The sequence below is a fragment of the Stenotrophomonas maltophilia group sp. LNF247 genome, from assembly GCF_054083135.1.
In genome coordinates, this window is sequence record NZ_JBSRQL010000007.1 from 43,248 (window position 1) to 59,184 (window position 15,937).

Genomic DNA, 15,937 nt, shown 5'->3' on the forward strand with positions numbered 1-15,937 from the left:
ATCATCGCCGATCAGGCCCTGTCCTGCGGCAGGCCGGCGCGATGGCCGATCACCGAATAGAACAGGATGTACAGGTAGCACGGCACCATCAGCAGCACGAACACCAGCTGGAAGTCGATGTGCTGCTTGAGCACGGCGAACAGCTGCGGAATGATCGCGCCGCCGGCAATACCCATCACCAGCAGGGCCGAGCCGGTCTCGGTGAAGCGACCCAGGCCGCGGATCGCCAGCGGGAAGATCGCCGGCCACATCATGGCGTTGGCGAAGCCCAGCAGGGCCACGAAGGCCACCGACACGTAGCCGTGGGTGGCCCAGGCGCCGAGGCAGAACACCACGCCCAGCACCGCCGAAATGGTCAGGTAGCGCGACTGCGAGACCACCTTGGGGATCACCAGCAGGCCGACCACGTAGCCGATGAGCATCGCGCCGAGGGTGAGCGAGGTGAACATCTTGGTCTGGTCCAGCGGCAGGTCGAAACCATGACCGTAGGTACCGATCGCATCACCGGCCATCACTTCCACGCCGACGTAGACGAACAGGCAGAGCACGCCCAGCCACAGGTGCGGGAACTGGAAGATGCTGCTGCGCTCGGCTGCGCCGGCGGCCGTCGGGGTGGCGTTGGCCTCGGAGGACTTGATCTCCGGCAGCGGCGAGAACAATACGGCGACGGCCAGCAGCACCAGCAGGCCCGCCATGGCCAGGTACGGCGCATGGATCTTGGCGGCGAACTCATTGAGCAGGGCCACTTTGGTGACCGCGTCGGCCGCCTGTACCTGCTTGTCCAGGTCACCGATGCCATGCAGTACCAGGGTGCCGATCAGCACCGGCGCCAGCATGCCGGCGATCTTGTTGCAGATGCCCATCAGCGCGATGCGACGCGCTGCGGTCTCGATCGGGCCGAGGATGGAGATGTAGGGATTGATCGCCGTCTGCAGCAGGGCCAGCCCGCTGCCGATCACGAACAGCCCGCCGAGCGCACCCGGGTACCAGCGCTGGGTCGCGAACTCACCGAACAGCGCGGCCCCCCCGGCCATCACCAGCAGGCTCAGGCTCAGGCCCTTCTTCATGCCGGTGCGGCGCAGGATCCAGGACGCCGGCAGGGCCAGGAAGAAATAGGACAGGTAGAACACCATCAGCACCAGGAAGGCACCGACCTCGCTGAGTTCGAAGGCCAACTTGACGAAGGTGATCAGCGGGCCGTTGAGCCAGGTGAAGAAGCCGATCAGGAAGAACAACACGCCAACGATGGCGATGGAGGTGGCCACGTTCGGGCGCGCGCTTGCAGCGGGGACGGCGGACATCAGGAGGGCTCCTGCGGCGACGGCCGCAGAACGCGGCGTCGGAGAGTGGCTGGGAACAACGTTGTCACATTCTTTCGATGGACAACGGCGGTTTGTCAACTTCCATGCACGCCTGCCTGAACCTCGTGCTGCATTGCGCAAGTCCACCGCGGTACGCCCCGCTGAATGCGCGGCAGTCCTAGAGCCACGTGCGGCAATGGCTCCCACGTGAAACTCGCACTCACACCATGTAAACGTTTACTGCACGCCGCGTTCGTTGCAACGCAGCAACGAAAGTGTCACGAACTCGTTGACATCGTTGTCAGCGCGGTTACAGACTCCGCCACAATCGCCGCCCCGGTTCCGGGCCGGCCCCACCTGACAGCAGGAGCCCGCGTGACCGCCAGCCACCCCGCCCCGGCCCATGTCCTGTCCCGCGTTGCGCCCTCGTTCCTGGCCGCCGACGTCGGTGGCACCCATGTGCGCGTGGCCCGGGTCCAGGCCAGCGGTGATGCCGCCCACCCGGTGCAGGTGCTGGAGTACCGCAAGTACCGCAATGCCGACCACGCCGGCCTCAGCGCGATCCTGTCCGACTTCCTCGGCGAAGGCCCGCGGCCCACGCATTGCGTGGTCGCCAGCGCCGGCTACGCCCGCGAGGACGGCACGGTGATCACCGCCAACCTGCCGTGGCCGCTGTCGGCGCGCCAGGTGGAAGCCGACGTCGGCCTGCAGCGGGTCTACATCGTCAACGACTTCGAAGCGGTGGCCTATGCCGCCGCGCAGGTGGACGCCAGCGGCGTGCTGCACCTGTGCGGGCCGGACACCGCCACGCGCGGCCCGACCCTGGTGGTCGGCCCCGGTACCGGTCTGGGCGCCGCGCTGTGGATCCCCACCGCGCACGGCCCGGTGGTTCTGCCCACCGAGGCCGGCCAGCCGACCCTGGCGGCCAGCACCGAACTGGAAATGGCCATCGTCCGCCACATGCAGCGCGACCGCGCGCACGTGTCGATCGAGCATGCGATCTCCGGCCCCGGCCTGATGAACCTGTACCGAGCCGTGTGTGCACTGCAGGGGCAGGCGCCGACGCTGGCCAGCCCCGACGCAGTCACCGCTGCGGCCATGGCCGACAGCGATGCGCATGCGCGCCAGGCGCTGGATGTGTTCTGCGGCCTGCTCGGCAGCACCATCGGCGACATGGCCCTGTTCTACGGCGCCCACGGTGGCGTCTACCTGGCCGGCGGCATCCTGCCGCAGATCCGCGAATACCTGCGCGCCAGCACCTTCGTCGAACGCTACCTGCAGAAGGGGCCGATGGGCGAAGCACTGGCACGCATCCCGGTGAAGGTCGTCGAGCACGGCCAGCTGGGCGTGGTCGGCGCTGCCAGCTGGTACCTGCAGCAATCGGCCGCCTGACACCGCAACAGGCTTCAACGCAATCGCAGCACGCAGTACGTGGCACGCCAACGCACGGGACTTCGCCGCCGCCCCGCGCATGTCATCGCAACCGTAACCGAACACCGCCGCCGGCACCCAATCGAGTGATGAGGAGAGACATCATGAACACCCGCAAGACCCTGCTTTCGGCCGCCATCGTCAGCTGCATCGCCTTCAGTGCGCACGCGCAGCAGGCGGCCCCGACCGCCACCGATCTGGACACCGTGACCGTTACCGGCATCCGTGGCTCGATGGAAAAGTCGCTGGACACCAAGCGCGAAGCCAATGCGCGTGTGGAAGTGGTCACTGCCGAAGACGTGGGCAAGCTGCCCGCGCATAACGTGGCCGATACCCTGCAGCGCCTGCCGGGCGTGAACATCAGCTCGTCCAGCGCCGATGAAGGCGGTTTCGACGAAGCCGACCGTGTCAGCCTGCGCGGCACCAGCCCGAGCCTGACCCAGACCCTGATCAACGGCCACAGCGTCGGCTCGGCCGACTGGTTCGTGCTCAGCCAAGGTAGCAATGTCGGCCGCAGCGTCAGCTACACCCTGCTGCCGTCGGAACTGGTGCGCTCGGTGGAGGTGAACAAGTCCTCGCAGGCCAAGCTGCAGGACGGCGGCACCACCGGCACCGTCAACATCCTCACCCGCAAGCCGCTGGAATTTTCCAAGCAGATCACCGCTGAAGCCTCGATCGGCGCGGTGCGCTCGGACCAGGCCAAGTCGACCGACCCGCAGCTGTCGGGCCTGTTCAACTACAAGAACGACGACGGCACCTTCGGCGTGATGGTGCAGGGGTTCAGCCAGAAGCGTGAACTGCGTCGTGAAGCGCAGGAAATCCCGTCGGGCTTCTTCAAGATCGACCCAAACGGCACCGTAGCCAAGTCGAACCCGGACCTGGCCGGTGTCTATGCGCCCGCCCTGCTCGGCTCGACCCTGTTCGAGCAGACCCGCGAGCGCAAGGGTGGCCTGATCTCACTGCAGTTCAAGCCGGCCGACAATCTGACGCTGGGCCTGGAAGGCTTCAGTTCCAAGATGGAAGCCAACAACTACAACCGCAACTTCATGTTGTGGGGTAGCAAGATCATGGGCGACGACAAGGACGACGCCGGCGTGATCACCCGCCCGGGCCAGGCCCCGCTGCCAGGCTATGTGGTCAAGGATGGCGTGCTGACCAACGCCAACTTCGCAGGCGTCGCCGGTACGCCGTACGCGGTGTACGACATGATCTACCGCGAGGCCACCGCCAAGAGCAACTACATCACCCTCGATGCCGACTGGCAGATCAACGACAGCCTCAACGCCAAGTTCCAGGCCGGCAGCACCAAGGGTACCGGCACCACGCCGCGCCAGTTCATCGCGGAAGTGACCGTGGCTGACGGCGGCGGCGCCAACTGGACCACCCACGGCAACGGTTCGCCGGTGGACTGGAACGTCGGCGGCGACATCAGCCCGAACGGCGTGACCAGCTTCGGCACCTGGGGCAACCAGGAAGTCACTGCCGAAGACAAGGAAAAGTGGTTCACGGCGGACTTCAATCAGTACTTCAACGATGGCGGCGTGCTGAACTCGCTCGACTTCGGCGTGCGCTATGCCGACCACAAGCGCGAGGCGCTGTCGCCGGAAGGCGCAACGCCGGGCGCGATCTGGGACGCACTGAAGGGCGCCCCCACCGGCAGCTTCCCGGGTGGCTTCGCCGGCGGCATCGGCGGCAATTTCCCGCGCAACATCTGGTACTACACCCCCGGTGCGCTGAAGGACGCAGTGCTCAACAACTCCACCTGGCTGGCCGGCAATGACGGCCCGACCGGTCGCCACAACTATGGCGCCGAGTGGAAGGTGGCCGAAAAGAACTTCGCCGGCTATGTCCAGGCCAACTTCAGCGGCGACCGTTGGAGCGGCAACGTCGGCCTGCGCTACGTCAACATCAAGCAGGACATCGACACCTACCAGGCGGTCAGCGATATCGCCAACGCCGACGTCAGCAGCCTGTTCGGCAAATGGAAGGCGCTGTCGTTCGAAAACAAGCACGACCGCATCCTGCCCAGCGCGAACCTGAAGTTCGATCTGGCCGATGACCTGGTGTTCCGCTTCGCCGCGTCGCAGACCCAGACCCTGCCGGACTTCTCGGCACTGGGCGCATCGTCCTGGGGTTCGGACCTGACCAAGGTCGGCGGTGGCGGCAACCCGAAGCTGAAGCCGGTGCTGTCGACCAACTTCGACGCCAACCTGGAGTGGTACTTCATGCCGCGCGGCCTGGTGTCGCTGGGCGCGTACTCGATGAACCTGAAGGACTACGTGGCCTTCGGCACCCAGACCCAGATGCTGTACAGCGAGCTGAGCAACCAGCTGGAGGCCTACCAGGTCGCCGTGCCGGTCAACGCCGACGGCAAGGTCTACGGCATGGAGTTCGCCTACGAACAGCCGCTGGGTGAGAACTTCGGCCTGAACGCCAACTACACCTACGCCGACGGCAGCACCTCCCACACCTGGGAAGACGGCAGCAACAACCTGCTGGGTACCTCGAAGAACACCTACAACGTGGGTGCCTACTTCGAGAATGATACCTTCGGTGCGCGCGTCAGCTACACCTACCGGTCCTCGTTCCTGATCGGTCTGAAGGGCGCGAGCCCGTACTACCAGGATGATTTCGGCACACTGTCGCTGTCGCTCAGCTACAAGGCGACCGACTGGATGAGCGTGAGCTTCGATGCGCTGAACCTCAACAACCCGACCCTGAAGTACTACCAGAGCGCCTCGATCCCGAGCGCGTTCTATGAGAACGGTCGCCAGTACTACCTCAACTTCCGCTTCAAGTACTGATCCAGCGGCGGCAACATCGCCGAGTCGTGCACGCACGCCGGGCCTGGTCATTCCGGGCCCGGCGTTTTTCATGTATAGCGTTCATCGCACCGTTCCAAGGAGTCGTTCCGATGGTCAAGCCTTCCCGCGCCCGGATGCGCAGCGCGCTGCTGGGCAGCCTGATTGCCCTGCTGCCGGCACTGCCGGCGCTGGCCGCCGATCCCACGCCGGCCACCGAAGCACCCGGCCCGCAGCTGCGCACCGGCAGCCTGATGCTGATTCCCGCGCCAGCCACCGTGCAGCGCGGCCAGGGCAGCGGCATCACCGTACGCGCCGATACCGCGCTGCACGCCGAAGGCGAAGCCGCGCAGCGCGTCGCCACCCAGTTCACCGACCTGCTGGCGCGCAGTGGCGGTCCGCGCCTTACGCCGGCCAAGGGCAAGACGGCAGCCGCCCCGGGCGGCATCCGCTTCCAGATCGTGCCCACCTTCCGTGACAGCGGCGAGAGCTACACGCTGGAAAGCACCGCGCAGGGCGTGGTGATCCAGGCCGGCAACGAAACCGGCCTGTTCTACGGCGCAACCACGCTTGCCCAGCTGGCCACGGGCGGAAGCAACGGCGTGCTGCCCGCGGTACAGATCCAGGACGCGCCGCGCTTCAGCTGGCGCGGTTTCATGCTCGACTCGGCACGGCATTTCCAGAGCCTGGACGAGATCAAGCGCGTGCTCGATGCGATGGCCGCGCACAAGCTCAATACCTTCCACTGGCACCTGACCGATGACCAGGGCTGGCGCATGGAGATCAAGCGCTACCCCAAGCTGACCGAGGTGGGAAGCTGCCGCCTGCCGGCGGGTGATGGCGGCGTCGATCCGGTCAGCGGCCAGGAGCATCCGTACTGCGGCTTCTACACGCAGGAGCAGATCCGCGAAGTGATCGCCTATGCCGCCAAGCTGCATATCCAGGTGATTCCGGAAATCGACGTGCCCGGCCATGCCACCGCCGCGATTGCCGCGTACCCGGAACTGGGTTCGATCGACACCCCGCTGAAGCCGATCAGTGAATGGGGCGTGTTCCCGAACCTGTTCAACGTGGAAGACAGCACCGTCACCTTCCTCGAGAACGTGCTGGAAGAAGTGATCGAACTGTTCCCTGCGAAGTACGTGCACGTGGGCGGCGACGAGGCAGTCAAGGACCAGTGGGAAGCCTCGAAGCAGGTGCAGCAGCGCATGCGTGCACTGGGCATCAAGGATGAAATGGCCATGCAGAGCCACATCATCAAGCGCCTGGAGACCTTCCTGGAGAAGCACGACCGGCGCCTGATCGGGTGGGACGAAATCCTCGAAGGCGGCCTGCCACCGCAGGCCACGGTGATGTCGTGGCAGGGCACCGAAGGTGGCCTGGCCGCGGCCAGTGCTGGCCATGACGTGGTCATGTCGCCGGTGGGCTACCTCTATCTGGATTACCTGCAGACGGCCTCGCCGAACGAACCGCCGGGCCGCCCGGCCCAGGTCAACCTCGGCAAGCTGTACAACTACGAGCCGGTGCCGGCCGAGCTGGCGGCCGACAAGCGCCAGCACATTCTCGGTCTGCAGGCCAACATGTTCACCGAGCACACGCGCACCTACGCACGCCTGCAGCACAACCTGTTCCCGCGCCTGGCGGCAGTGGCCGAGACCGGCTGGAGCACGCCGGAACATCGCGACTTCCGCGATTTCCTCGCGCGCCTGCCCGCGCAGCTGCAGCGCTACCGCGCCTGGGGCCTGGCCTACGCGCAGACCCCGTTCGAAGTGGGCGTGGACTACACCAACAACCGCGCCGCCAACACGGTGACCGTGTCGCTGGCCAATCCGCTGGGCTATGAAGTGCGCTACAGCACCGATGGCCAGCCGGTGACGGCGCAGTCGCCGCTGTACCAGCAGCCGCTGACCGCGCAGCTGCCCGCTACCGTGCAGGCCGCCGCGTTCTACCAGGGCCAGATGCTGGCGGCGAAGCCGACGGTCGCGGCGTTCAGCGCACAATCGCTGCTCAGCCGCCGCAGCGATGAGCTGCTCAGCTGCGTGGGCAAGAAGGGGCTGGTGCTGCGCCTGGAGGACGATGGCCCGCGCGAAGGAAATCGCGCGGTGTTCAACGTGGATATCTTCCAGCCCTGCTGGCGCTGGCCGCAGGCGCAGCTGGACGGCGTCGGCAGCGTGGAAGTCCGTGCCGGGCGCATCCCCTACTACTTCCAGCTGGCCCACGACGAGCCGAAGCGTCGCTTCGAAAAAGCGAGGCGCGCGCATGGCGAGATGCAGGTGCGTCGCGGAGATTGCAGCGGCAAGGTGCTGGCCGAAGTACCGCTGCCGGCCACGCCCGATGCCGATGGCTTCGTGACGCTGCGTGCGGCGCTGCCGAAGGGGACGCAGGGCACCGGTGACCTGTGCATCAACTTCACCGGCGACACGCGCCCGGCGATGTGGGTGCTGGATGAGGTCACGCTCAGGTAGGTGCCAACCTTGGTTGGCGCTTTGCGGCCGGATCCACGCATGGCGTGGATCTACTGTAGAGCCGAGCCCATGCTCGGCTGCTTTTCAACCGGAAAGCCGAGCATGGGCTCGGCTCTACAGGAACCTCACCCTCGCCAGCGCAGCAGCAGGTCGCGCAGCGGGGTCAGGGCCGTGACCATGCCGACCAGCACGCCCACCGTGTTGGCGATGGCGTCCATCGGGTCGGCCATGCGGTTGCTGGTCAGTGCGCCCTGCGCGAACTCGATGCCGATGCCCATCAACACCAGGGCCACGCCCACCCACAGCAGCGGCCTGCCGCGGCGGAACAGCTGCACAGCGCTGCCGGCCAGGATGAAGTAGGCGACGAAGTGCTCGCCCTTGTCGCTGTTTTCCGGCAACGGAATCGGCGGTGGCGGGATCAGGCAGACCACAATCACCAGCAGCACGGCCAAACCCCACAGCACGGCCCACAACCGCGGCCGCCGCAGCGGCTTGATCACCGGCAACACCTCGCTCACAGGCGCCAGCTCAGGTCACCCAGTTCGAAGGCCGGTTCGAAATCGACGCCACGCTGCAGGCCGATGGCCTGGAAGCGCTCGCCCATCTCGGTCGGCAGGGTCAGCTTCTTCACCTGGTCGCGCAACTGGATGCGGCCGACCTCGTCGGTGCGTTCCTCGGCCAGCAGCAGCACCTGGTCCAGGCCGTTGCCGAGCAGGAAGCTGGCCTGGCTGCAGTAGCCCGCCAGCTCGAAACCGCCGTGCATTCCGGCCTCGGCCATCGCGGTGAAATCCACCGACGCGGTGATGTCCTGCAGGCCCGGCCAGCGGTGCACGTCGTTGTGCACGTGGTGGCGGTAGAACGCACGCACGGTGCCCTCGTCGCGGTCGTGCTGGTAGAACTCGCTGCGACTGTAGCCGTAGTCGACGAACAGCATCGCACCACGCTGCATGCCACCAGCCACCGCCTGCAGCCAGTACGGCAGCTGCGGCAACACTTCGGAACGGTAGCCCTCGGCGAAAGGCTTTTCCAGGTAGCGCTCGATATGGCGCACCGCACCGTTGAGCAGGATGTCGGCCGGCTGCGCGCCACGGATGAAATTGCCTTCGGCGTCCAGCTCGACGGTTTCCTCGTAGACCTCGCCATCGCGGATCAGGAAGCGCGGGGTCGGCAGCGCGTCGATCACCTCGTTGGCGAACACCACGCCTTCCCAGGCCTCGTCGAACGGGCGGTCGACCCAGTCCACGCGCGCGGCCAGCTCGGCCGGCAGGTTCTGCTGCAGACGCTGCTGCTGCCGCTCGCGCAGATCGGCACTGGGTTCGAGGATGGCGTAGCGCGACGGCAGCGCATCCAGCTCGGCCAGGCGCAGCAGCACGGCCTCGGCGAAGGCGCCGGTGCCGCCGCCCAGCTCCAGCATCCGCGCCTGCGCGCCGAGCTGGGCGAACACCGGTGCCAGCGCATTGGCCACGCTGCCGGCAAACAGGCTGCCAAGCTCGGGCGCGGTGGTGAAGTCACCGCTGCCACCGAACTTGCTGGCGCCGGCGCTGTAATAGCCCCAGCCCGGGGTGTACAGGCACAGCTCCATGAAGCGCGAGAAGGGCATGGCCCCGCCCTGCGCGAGGATTTCAGCACGCAGGGCGGCCGCCAGCTGGTCGCTGTGGGCCAGGGCATCGGCTTCGGGCAGGGGGAAGGTGGGCTGCATGGCGTGTTCGAATGCGGTGACAATGTGCACAGGATAGCTGAGCCTTGGAGGACCCTCGATGAGCGATACCCACCCCGTGGTCCTGATCACCGGCAGCGCGCGCCGGATCGGCGCGGCCATCGCCCGCCAGTTCCACGCCTGTGGCTGGTCGGTGGTACTGCATGCCAACACCTCCAGCGCCGAACTGCAGCAGGCCGCGTTCGATTTCGACAATGTGCGGCCGGGCAGCGTGCTGGCCCTGCAGGCCGACCTGCGTGACGCCGACGCCCTGCCCGACCTGGTGGAACAGGCCGTCACCCACTTCGGCCGCCTGGACGCGCTGGTCAACAACGCCTCCAACTTCTTCCCCACCCCGCTCGGCCAGGTCACCGCCGAGGCGATGGACGCACTGTATGCAGTCAATGCACGTGCGCCGCTGCTGCTGTCACAAGCGGCGGCGCCCTACCTGCGCCGCCAGCAGGGCTGCATCGTCAACCTGACCGACCTGCACGGCACCGATCCGATGCGCGACCACATCGCCTACACCATGGCCAAGGCCGCGCTGGAGATGGCCACCCGCGCACTGGCACTGGAGCTGGCGCCGAAGGTGCGGGTCAACGCGGTGGCGCCGGGTGCGATCCTCTGGCCGGAACAGGGCAAGGACGATTTCGCCCGCGAGGCGCTGCTGGCGCGCACGCCGCTGGCGCGGATCGGCACGGTCGAGGAGATCGCCGAAGCGGTCTACTGGCTGGTGGCCGAAGCCAGCTTCGTCACCGGCCACACCCTGCGCGTGGATGGTGGGCGCACCGTCAGCTGAAATCTTGCCGGCCAGCGGCCGGCACCACCGGTAGCGCCGGGCCATGCCCGGCGAGCGCAGCGGCAACAACAACCCATCATTCCAGGTCCACCACCTCGAACGCCTCGCCAAACTGCGCGTGCGCCCGCCACAGCGTGGCCAGGTCCTGCCCGCTGACCGGGTCGATGAAGCCCGGCGCGATGTCCGCCAGCGGCTTCAGCACGAAGGCATGCTTCAGTTCCGGGCGCGGAATGCGCAGGTGGCCGGGGCCTTCCACCACCAGGTCGCCGTAGAACACCACGTCGATGTCCAGGGTCCGGTCGGAGAAGCGCGGCCCGCTGCGATCGCGGCCGTGCGCGTCTTCCAGCGCGTGCAGCCAGTCGTCCAGTTCCTGCAGCGGCAGGTCGGTGTCGATCGCCACGGCGTTGTTGAGGAAGGCCGGGCCGTCGAAGCCGACCGCGGCAGTACGGTAGGCCGGCGACACCCGCAGCGCGCCGAAACGCTCGCGCAGGGCCGTCACCGCGGCGTGGAGGTAGCGGCGGGGCTGGACGTTGCTGCCCAGGCTCAGGAGCACGGTGGTCATGCGGTTCAGGTGACGGCACTTGGGGGGCGTGGACATGCCGTCGTCACGGCGGCCTGCCTACAATCCGGGACGCACATGATAGGGCACCGACATGACCTATTGCGTTGGAATCGAGGTGGACGAGGGCCTGGTCTTCGCTGCCGACACCCGGACCAATGCCTCGCTGGACGATGTGCGCGTGCATCGCAAGCTGCACGTGTTCGAATATCCCGGCCAGGCAGCCTACGTGCTGATGGCGGCTGGCAACCTGGCCACCACCCAGCTGCTGGTGTCGCGCCTGGGCCGCGACGCCGCAGAGCGGCGCGTGCCCAACCTGCGCGACATGACCCACCTGTTCGAAGCCGCCGCGTATGTGGGTCAGCTGCTGGTGGACAGCCAGGTGCACAGCAGCCACAGCGAACACGGCCATGACGGGGTCAACACCCAGGCCACGCTGATCTTCGGCGGCCAGATCGCCGGCGAGCGGCCCGGGCTGTACATGATCTACCCGCTCGGCAACGCCATTGCCGCCTCGCCGGAGACGCCCTACCTGCAGATCGGTGAATCCAAGTACGGCAAGCCGATCCTGGATCGCATCCTCAGCCCGACCACGCGGCTGGAGGACGCCGCGCGCACGGCCATCGTCTCGCTGGACTCCACCATCCGGTCCAACCTGTCGGTGGGCCTGCCGATCGACCTGGCGCTGCTGCGCGACGGTGAACTGCGTATCGGCCGGCAACTGCGGCTGGGCGCGGATTCAGCGCTGTATGCCGATATCCACCAGAACTGGTCACGGCGCCTGGAACAGGCGGTGGACGCCCTGCCGCGGTTCCCCTGGGAAACCGACGAACGGTAGTGCCGGCCGCTGGCCGGCGACCGCGTTGATACCAGCACACAGGGATGCCGGCCAGCGGCCGGCGCTACCGGGGCATCAGCCCAGCGCTTCGGCCACGGCGCGGAATACCTGCTGCATCTGCAGCGGCTTGTGCAGTACATGCACCTCCACTCCGGCCGGGAAGGCGTCGGCCGAGACCGGCACCGCAGGGTCTTCCAGCACCAGCGCCGGGCCGCGGTAACCGAGCGCAGCCATCTCGCCCAGCAGCTGGCTGGCCGGCAGCAGCTTGGAGCCGGCATCGGCAATCACCAGCGCCGGCATTGCCTCCTGCTGCATCCAGCGCAGCGCCGCCGGGCCATCGGAGGCCAACTGCAGCTGGTAGCCCTGGCTGGACAGCGCGTTACCGAGCAGCGACAGGCGCGTGGCTTCCCCATCGACCACCAGGATCGACTGGCCGCTGCCCAAGGCCACCAGCTGTTCGATCGGCTCGCTGCCGTCGATGATCTCGTGCATCGGCAGGCGCGGTTCGAAGCAGGTGCCCTGTCCCGGCTGGCTGCTGACATGGATGCTGCCACCAGCGCCCTCAACAATGCGCTTGCAGGAGATCAGGCCCAGGCCAGTGCCATCTGCCTTGGTGGTGAAGAATGGATTGAACAGGTGCGACAGCGTGTCCGCATCCATGCCAATGCCTTCATCGGCAACGCAGATACGCATCCAGTCCACGCCATCGCGCTGGCCGGCATGGCTGGCGGTCAGGCTCAGTCGGCCGCCGTTGGGCATCGCCTGGATCGCATTGAGTGCCAAGTTCAGCATGACCTGCTGCAGTTCGGTGTAGTTGGCATCCACTACCAGGCCTTCGTCCTGCACCTGCAGTTCCAGGCGCACGGCATCGGGCACGTTGCTGCGCAACAGCAGGGCCACCGCATCGAACAGGCCCTTGATCTCGATACGCTCGCTCGGCTTGCGCGAACCGCGCACGAACGACAGCATCGATTCGGCCATCTCGTGGCCGCGGCGGCCACACTCGGCGATGACGTCGGCCAGGTGGTGCAACTGCGGATCGTCGGTACGCGCCTTCAACAGGTCCGGCATGATCAGCAGCGGCTGCAGGATGTTGCGCAGGTCATGGCTGAGGCCGGCGGCGAGCAGCGACAGGCTTTCCAGGCGCTGCGCGCGCATCAGTTCGGTCTCCACCCGTGCGCGCTCTACGGCGCTGCGGGCATCGCGGATCGCACGCGCCACCGCCGACGGCAGGCGCGCCGGCTGGTGCTTGATGATGTAATCGTTGGCGCCTTTCTGCAGCGCCGCCACCGCGTTCTCCTCACCCATGGTGCCGGAGACGAAGATGAAAGGGACTTCCGGCGCCGTCTCGCGCACGATGCGCAGCGCATCATCACCGGAAAACCCCGGCATGCTCAGGTCGGACAGCACGATGTCCGGCTGGAACGCAGCCAGTGCCTGGCGCAGCTCCGCCTCGCTCTCGACGCGCTCGAAACGAGCGTCCAGGCCCGCATCGAGCATCTGTTCGGACATCAGCTCGGCATCTTCCGGTGAGTCCTCCACCAGCAGGATGCGCAGCGCCCCCAGGGCAGGACCGGTCAGGGGCATGGGCTCACTCGAGTTCCGGTGCCTGGTTGATCAACGCCCAGAACTTGCCCAGGGTCTGCACCGCACCGAAGAACTGGTCCACGTCCACCGGCTTGACCACGTAGGCATTGACCCCCATGTCCCAGCTGCGGGCCAAATCACTTTCCTCGCGCGAGGACGACAGGATCACCACCGGCAGGCGCTTGAGTTCTTCGTGCTCGCGGATCTGCCGCAGCACTTCCAGGCCGTCCATGCGCGGCATCTTGATGTCCAGCAGCAGCACCGCCGGCAGGCCTTCCTCGCGGTTGGCGAAGGCGCCGCGGCGCAGCAGGTAGTCCATCACTTCCACGCCATCCTCGACGTGCACGATGGGATTGGCCAGACGCGCCTCTTCCAGGGCGTCGATCGCCATTTCGGCATCGGCCGGGCTGTCTTCGGCGAGAAGAATGGTGCGCAGAGTCGTCATGCAGAGGGACCTTGTTTGTCCGCGTCGGTCGCGGGGGGCAGGTAGAAGTGGAAGGTGGCGCCGACGTCCGGTTCGGCCTCGGCCCAGATACGGCCGCCATGGCGGGTGAGCACGCGACGGACGCTGGCCAGGCCGATACCGGTTCCGGGGTAGTCGCTGGCCTTGTGCAGGCGCTGGAACACACCGAACAGCTTTCCGGCATAGGCCATGTCAAAGCCTGCACCATTGTCGCTGACCGTGAACTGATGGCCGCCGTCGGGCTGGGGCTGGTAATCCACGCGGATCTTCGCCGGTTCGCGGTTGCCCGAGTACTTCACAGCGTTGCCAAGCAGGTTCAGCCAGACCTGGCGGATCATGTTCTCGTCACCCACCACGATCGGCAGCGGCGCGATGTTCCACTCCACCTGGTGCACGTGGCCGCAGGCCTCAGCCTCGGCCTGCAGATTGGAATCGAGCATGGCGCGGGTATCGGCCACCAGCGACTGCATGTCCACCGCCTGGTGCCGCATTGCCGCACGGCCCAGCCGCGAATAGACCAGCAGGTCGTCGATCAGCGCGGCCATGCGCCGCGCCGAACTGGAGATCACTTCCAGGTAATGGCGGCTCTTGTCATCGGCCGCATCGCCGAGATGGCGCGACAGCTTGTCGGAGAATCCAGCCACGTGGCGCAGCGGCGCCCGCAGATCGTGCGAGACCGAGTAACTGAAGGCTTCCAGTTCCCTGTTGACCTCGGACACCTGTGCAACCTTGCCTTCCAGCTGGCGGTTCAGTTCCTCCACACGCAGCTGCACCGCACGCTGCACGGTGACGTCGCTGACCGTGAGCAACACCACTTCGTCATCGGTGTCCGGCAGCGGCATGCGCCGCGCGTTGAGCAGCATGTAGCGCACCAAGCCATCGGCGGTGCGCTGTTCATGCTCGAAGTCCCAGAGTTCCCGGCCGCGCAGCAGCACATCGGACAGTCGCTGGCGCATCACCGGGTCTTGCCACGCACCGTTGCCGACGTTATCCAGCACCAGGCCCTCGGCGCGCTCATCCTGCAGACCATACAGCTCGGCGAAAGCAGGATTGTGCAGCTGCACGCGCAGATCGCGGTCGAGCAGCACGATCGGCTCGCGCACCGTCTGCAGCACCGACGCTGCTCGCGCGGCCGAACGCAATGACTGCCGCTCGGCGTGCAGGCGGCGGCCGATCTGCCGCTGCAGCAGCCACAGCACCAGGCCGAGCAACGCCAGCTGGACCACCAGCGAACTCCACGACACCAACTCGGTCTGCTTGCGCTGGCGGGCGGCCTGCTCGGCGCGCTGTGCCAGCAGCTTCTGCTCGCTGGCCTGCAGTTCCTCCACCAGCCCGCGGATCGGATAACGCGTGCTCAGGTCCTGCACCAGCTCGCGCTGGTCACTGTTGGGCTCTGACTTTGCCAGTTCGCGGGCAAGCGCCATGCGCCCTTCCAGCATCGACTCGATGCGGCCGATGCGGATCAGCTGCTCAGGATTGTCGCGGGTCATCCGGCCCAGTTCAGCCAGGCGACCGGGAAGTTCATTGGCTTTGGCCATGCGCTCGCGCAGGCCAGGCGCGTCCACGCCCTTGGACAGGGTCAGCGCGGCCGATTCGACATCGCGTACATCGGCCTGCAGCTGCTGCAAGGCCACGCCGACAGCCTGGGTATGATTGACCCAGGCCATCGCATCTTCGCTGTCCTGCTGCAGGTGGCGCAGTGTCAACCACGGCACCACGATGATCGCTGCGGCGGCCAGCGCCAGGGCGGGCATCCGCCAGCGGTCCCAGATGTCATCACTGAAAACCAGCGCCATAGTTCCTCATCAACACGGCCGCAAAGCATGGGCCGTACCCGGCCCCAGTGCGGCGGAACCGGCAATATAGCGCAGGCGGGTCAAAACTCTGGAGTTTCCAGCGCCGCTGGCTGAACGGCTGGTACTTCGGCGCTGTACGGCCGAGCCCACGGTCGGCTGGAACCCAACGGCAGCCGAGCACGGCTCGGCTTCACGCGGGAG

General features: G+C 66.8%; 12 protein-coding genes. 5 read left to right on the top strand and 7 right to left on the bottom strand.

Annotated features, from left to right (window positions below; translation table 11 throughout):
* Positions 1-11: 11 nt before the first annotated feature.
* Positions 12-1,301 (bottom strand): sugar MFS transporter, encoded by a 1,290-nt coding sequence (locus tag ACTXG9_RS09055; protein ID WP_456115581.1) that lies wholly within the window; start codon positions 1,299-1,301, stop codon positions 12-14.
* Positions 1,302-1,676: 375 nt separating this feature from the next.
* Here ACTXG9_RS09055 and ACTXG9_RS09060 point away from each other — a divergent pair, with 375 nt between their 5' ends.
* The 3 genes from ACTXG9_RS09060 to ACTXG9_RS09070 all read left to right on the top strand — a co-directional run bounded on the left by ACTXG9_RS09060 (position 1,677) and on the right by ACTXG9_RS09070 (position 7,998).
* On the top strand, positions 1,677-2,693 hold the full coding sequence (locus tag ACTXG9_RS09060; protein ID WP_456115582.1) for a glucokinase family protein: 1,017 nt from the start codon (positions 1,677-1,679) through the stop codon (positions 2,691-2,693).
* Between the two features lie 143 nt (positions 2,694-2,836).
* Complete coding sequence (locus tag ACTXG9_RS09065) at positions 2,837-5,536, top strand: TonB-dependent receptor (protein WP_021204672.1); 2,700 nt, start codon at positions 2,837-2,839, stop codon at positions 5,534-5,536.
* Positions 5,537-5,646: 110 nt separating this feature from the next.
* Positions 5,647-7,998, top strand: a complete 2,352-nt coding sequence (locus ACTXG9_RS09070) for a family 20 glycosylhydrolase (protein WP_456115583.1) — start codon at positions 5,647-5,649, stop codon at positions 7,996-7,998.
* A 125-nt stretch (positions 7,999-8,123) separates the two neighbouring features.
* On the opposite strand, the gene ACTXG9_RS09075 is transcribed toward ACTXG9_RS09070, so the two are convergent.
* Complete coding sequence (locus tag ACTXG9_RS09075; RefSeq protein ID WP_021204674.1) at positions 8,124-8,516, bottom strand: VanZ family protein; 393 nt, start codon at positions 8,514-8,516, stop codon at positions 8,124-8,126.
* Positions 8,513-9,697 carry an SAM-dependent methyltransferase gene (locus tag ACTXG9_RS09080; protein WP_206621866.1) on the bottom strand — a complete coding sequence of 395 codons (1,185 nt, stop codon included), beginning with the start codon at positions 9,695-9,697 and terminating at the stop codon, positions 8,513-8,515. The genes ACTXG9_RS09075 and ACTXG9_RS09080 overlap by 4 nt, the downstream gene beginning before the upstream one ends.
* A gap of 58 nt (positions 9,698-9,755) precedes the next feature.
* Here ACTXG9_RS09080 and ACTXG9_RS09085 point away from each other — a divergent pair, with 58 nt between their 5' ends.
* Positions 9,756-10,493, top strand: coding sequence for a pteridine reductase (locus ACTXG9_RS09085; RefSeq protein WP_019660663.1), 738 nt, complete (start codon positions 9,756-9,758; stop codon positions 10,491-10,493).
* 76 nt (positions 10,494-10,569) lie between these two features.
* Here ACTXG9_RS09085 and folK read toward each other — a convergent pair whose 3' ends face one another.
* Complete coding sequence (folK, locus tag ACTXG9_RS09090; RefSeq protein WP_134731692.1) at positions 10,570-11,055, bottom strand: 2-amino-4-hydroxy-6-hydroxymethyldihydropteridine diphosphokinase; 486 nt, start codon at positions 11,053-11,055, stop codon at positions 10,570-10,572.
* 91 nt (positions 11,056-11,146) lie between these two features.
* Here folK and ACTXG9_RS09095 point away from each other — a divergent pair, with 91 nt between their 5' ends.
* Positions 11,147-11,890, top strand: coding sequence for a proteasome-type protease (locus ACTXG9_RS09095; protein ID WP_019660665.1), 744 nt, complete (start codon positions 11,147-11,149; stop codon positions 11,888-11,890).
* A 75-nt stretch (positions 11,891-11,965) separates the two neighbouring features.
* Here the strand turns inward: ACTXG9_RS09095 and ACTXG9_RS09100 are convergent, their stop codons facing one another.
* From ACTXG9_RS09100 to ACTXG9_RS09110, 3 genes are read right to left on the bottom strand one after another with little or no spacing between them, the layout of a single operon-like run.
* Positions 11,966-13,477 (bottom strand): ATP-binding protein, encoded by a 1,512-nt coding sequence (locus ACTXG9_RS09100; protein WP_456115864.1) that lies wholly within the window; start codon positions 13,475-13,477, stop codon positions 11,966-11,968.
* 4 nt (positions 13,478-13,481) lie between these two features.
* Positions 13,482-13,922, bottom strand: coding sequence for a response regulator (locus ACTXG9_RS09105; protein ID WP_005411057.1), 441 nt, complete (start codon positions 13,920-13,922; stop codon positions 13,482-13,484).
* Complete coding sequence (locus ACTXG9_RS09110) at positions 13,919-15,736, bottom strand: sensor histidine kinase (protein WP_456115865.1); 1,818 nt, start codon at positions 15,734-15,736, stop codon at positions 13,919-13,921. Before ACTXG9_RS09110 ends, ACTXG9_RS09105 begins: the two co-directional genes overlap by 4 nt.
* Between the last annotated feature and the right edge of the window lie 201 nt (positions 15,737-15,937).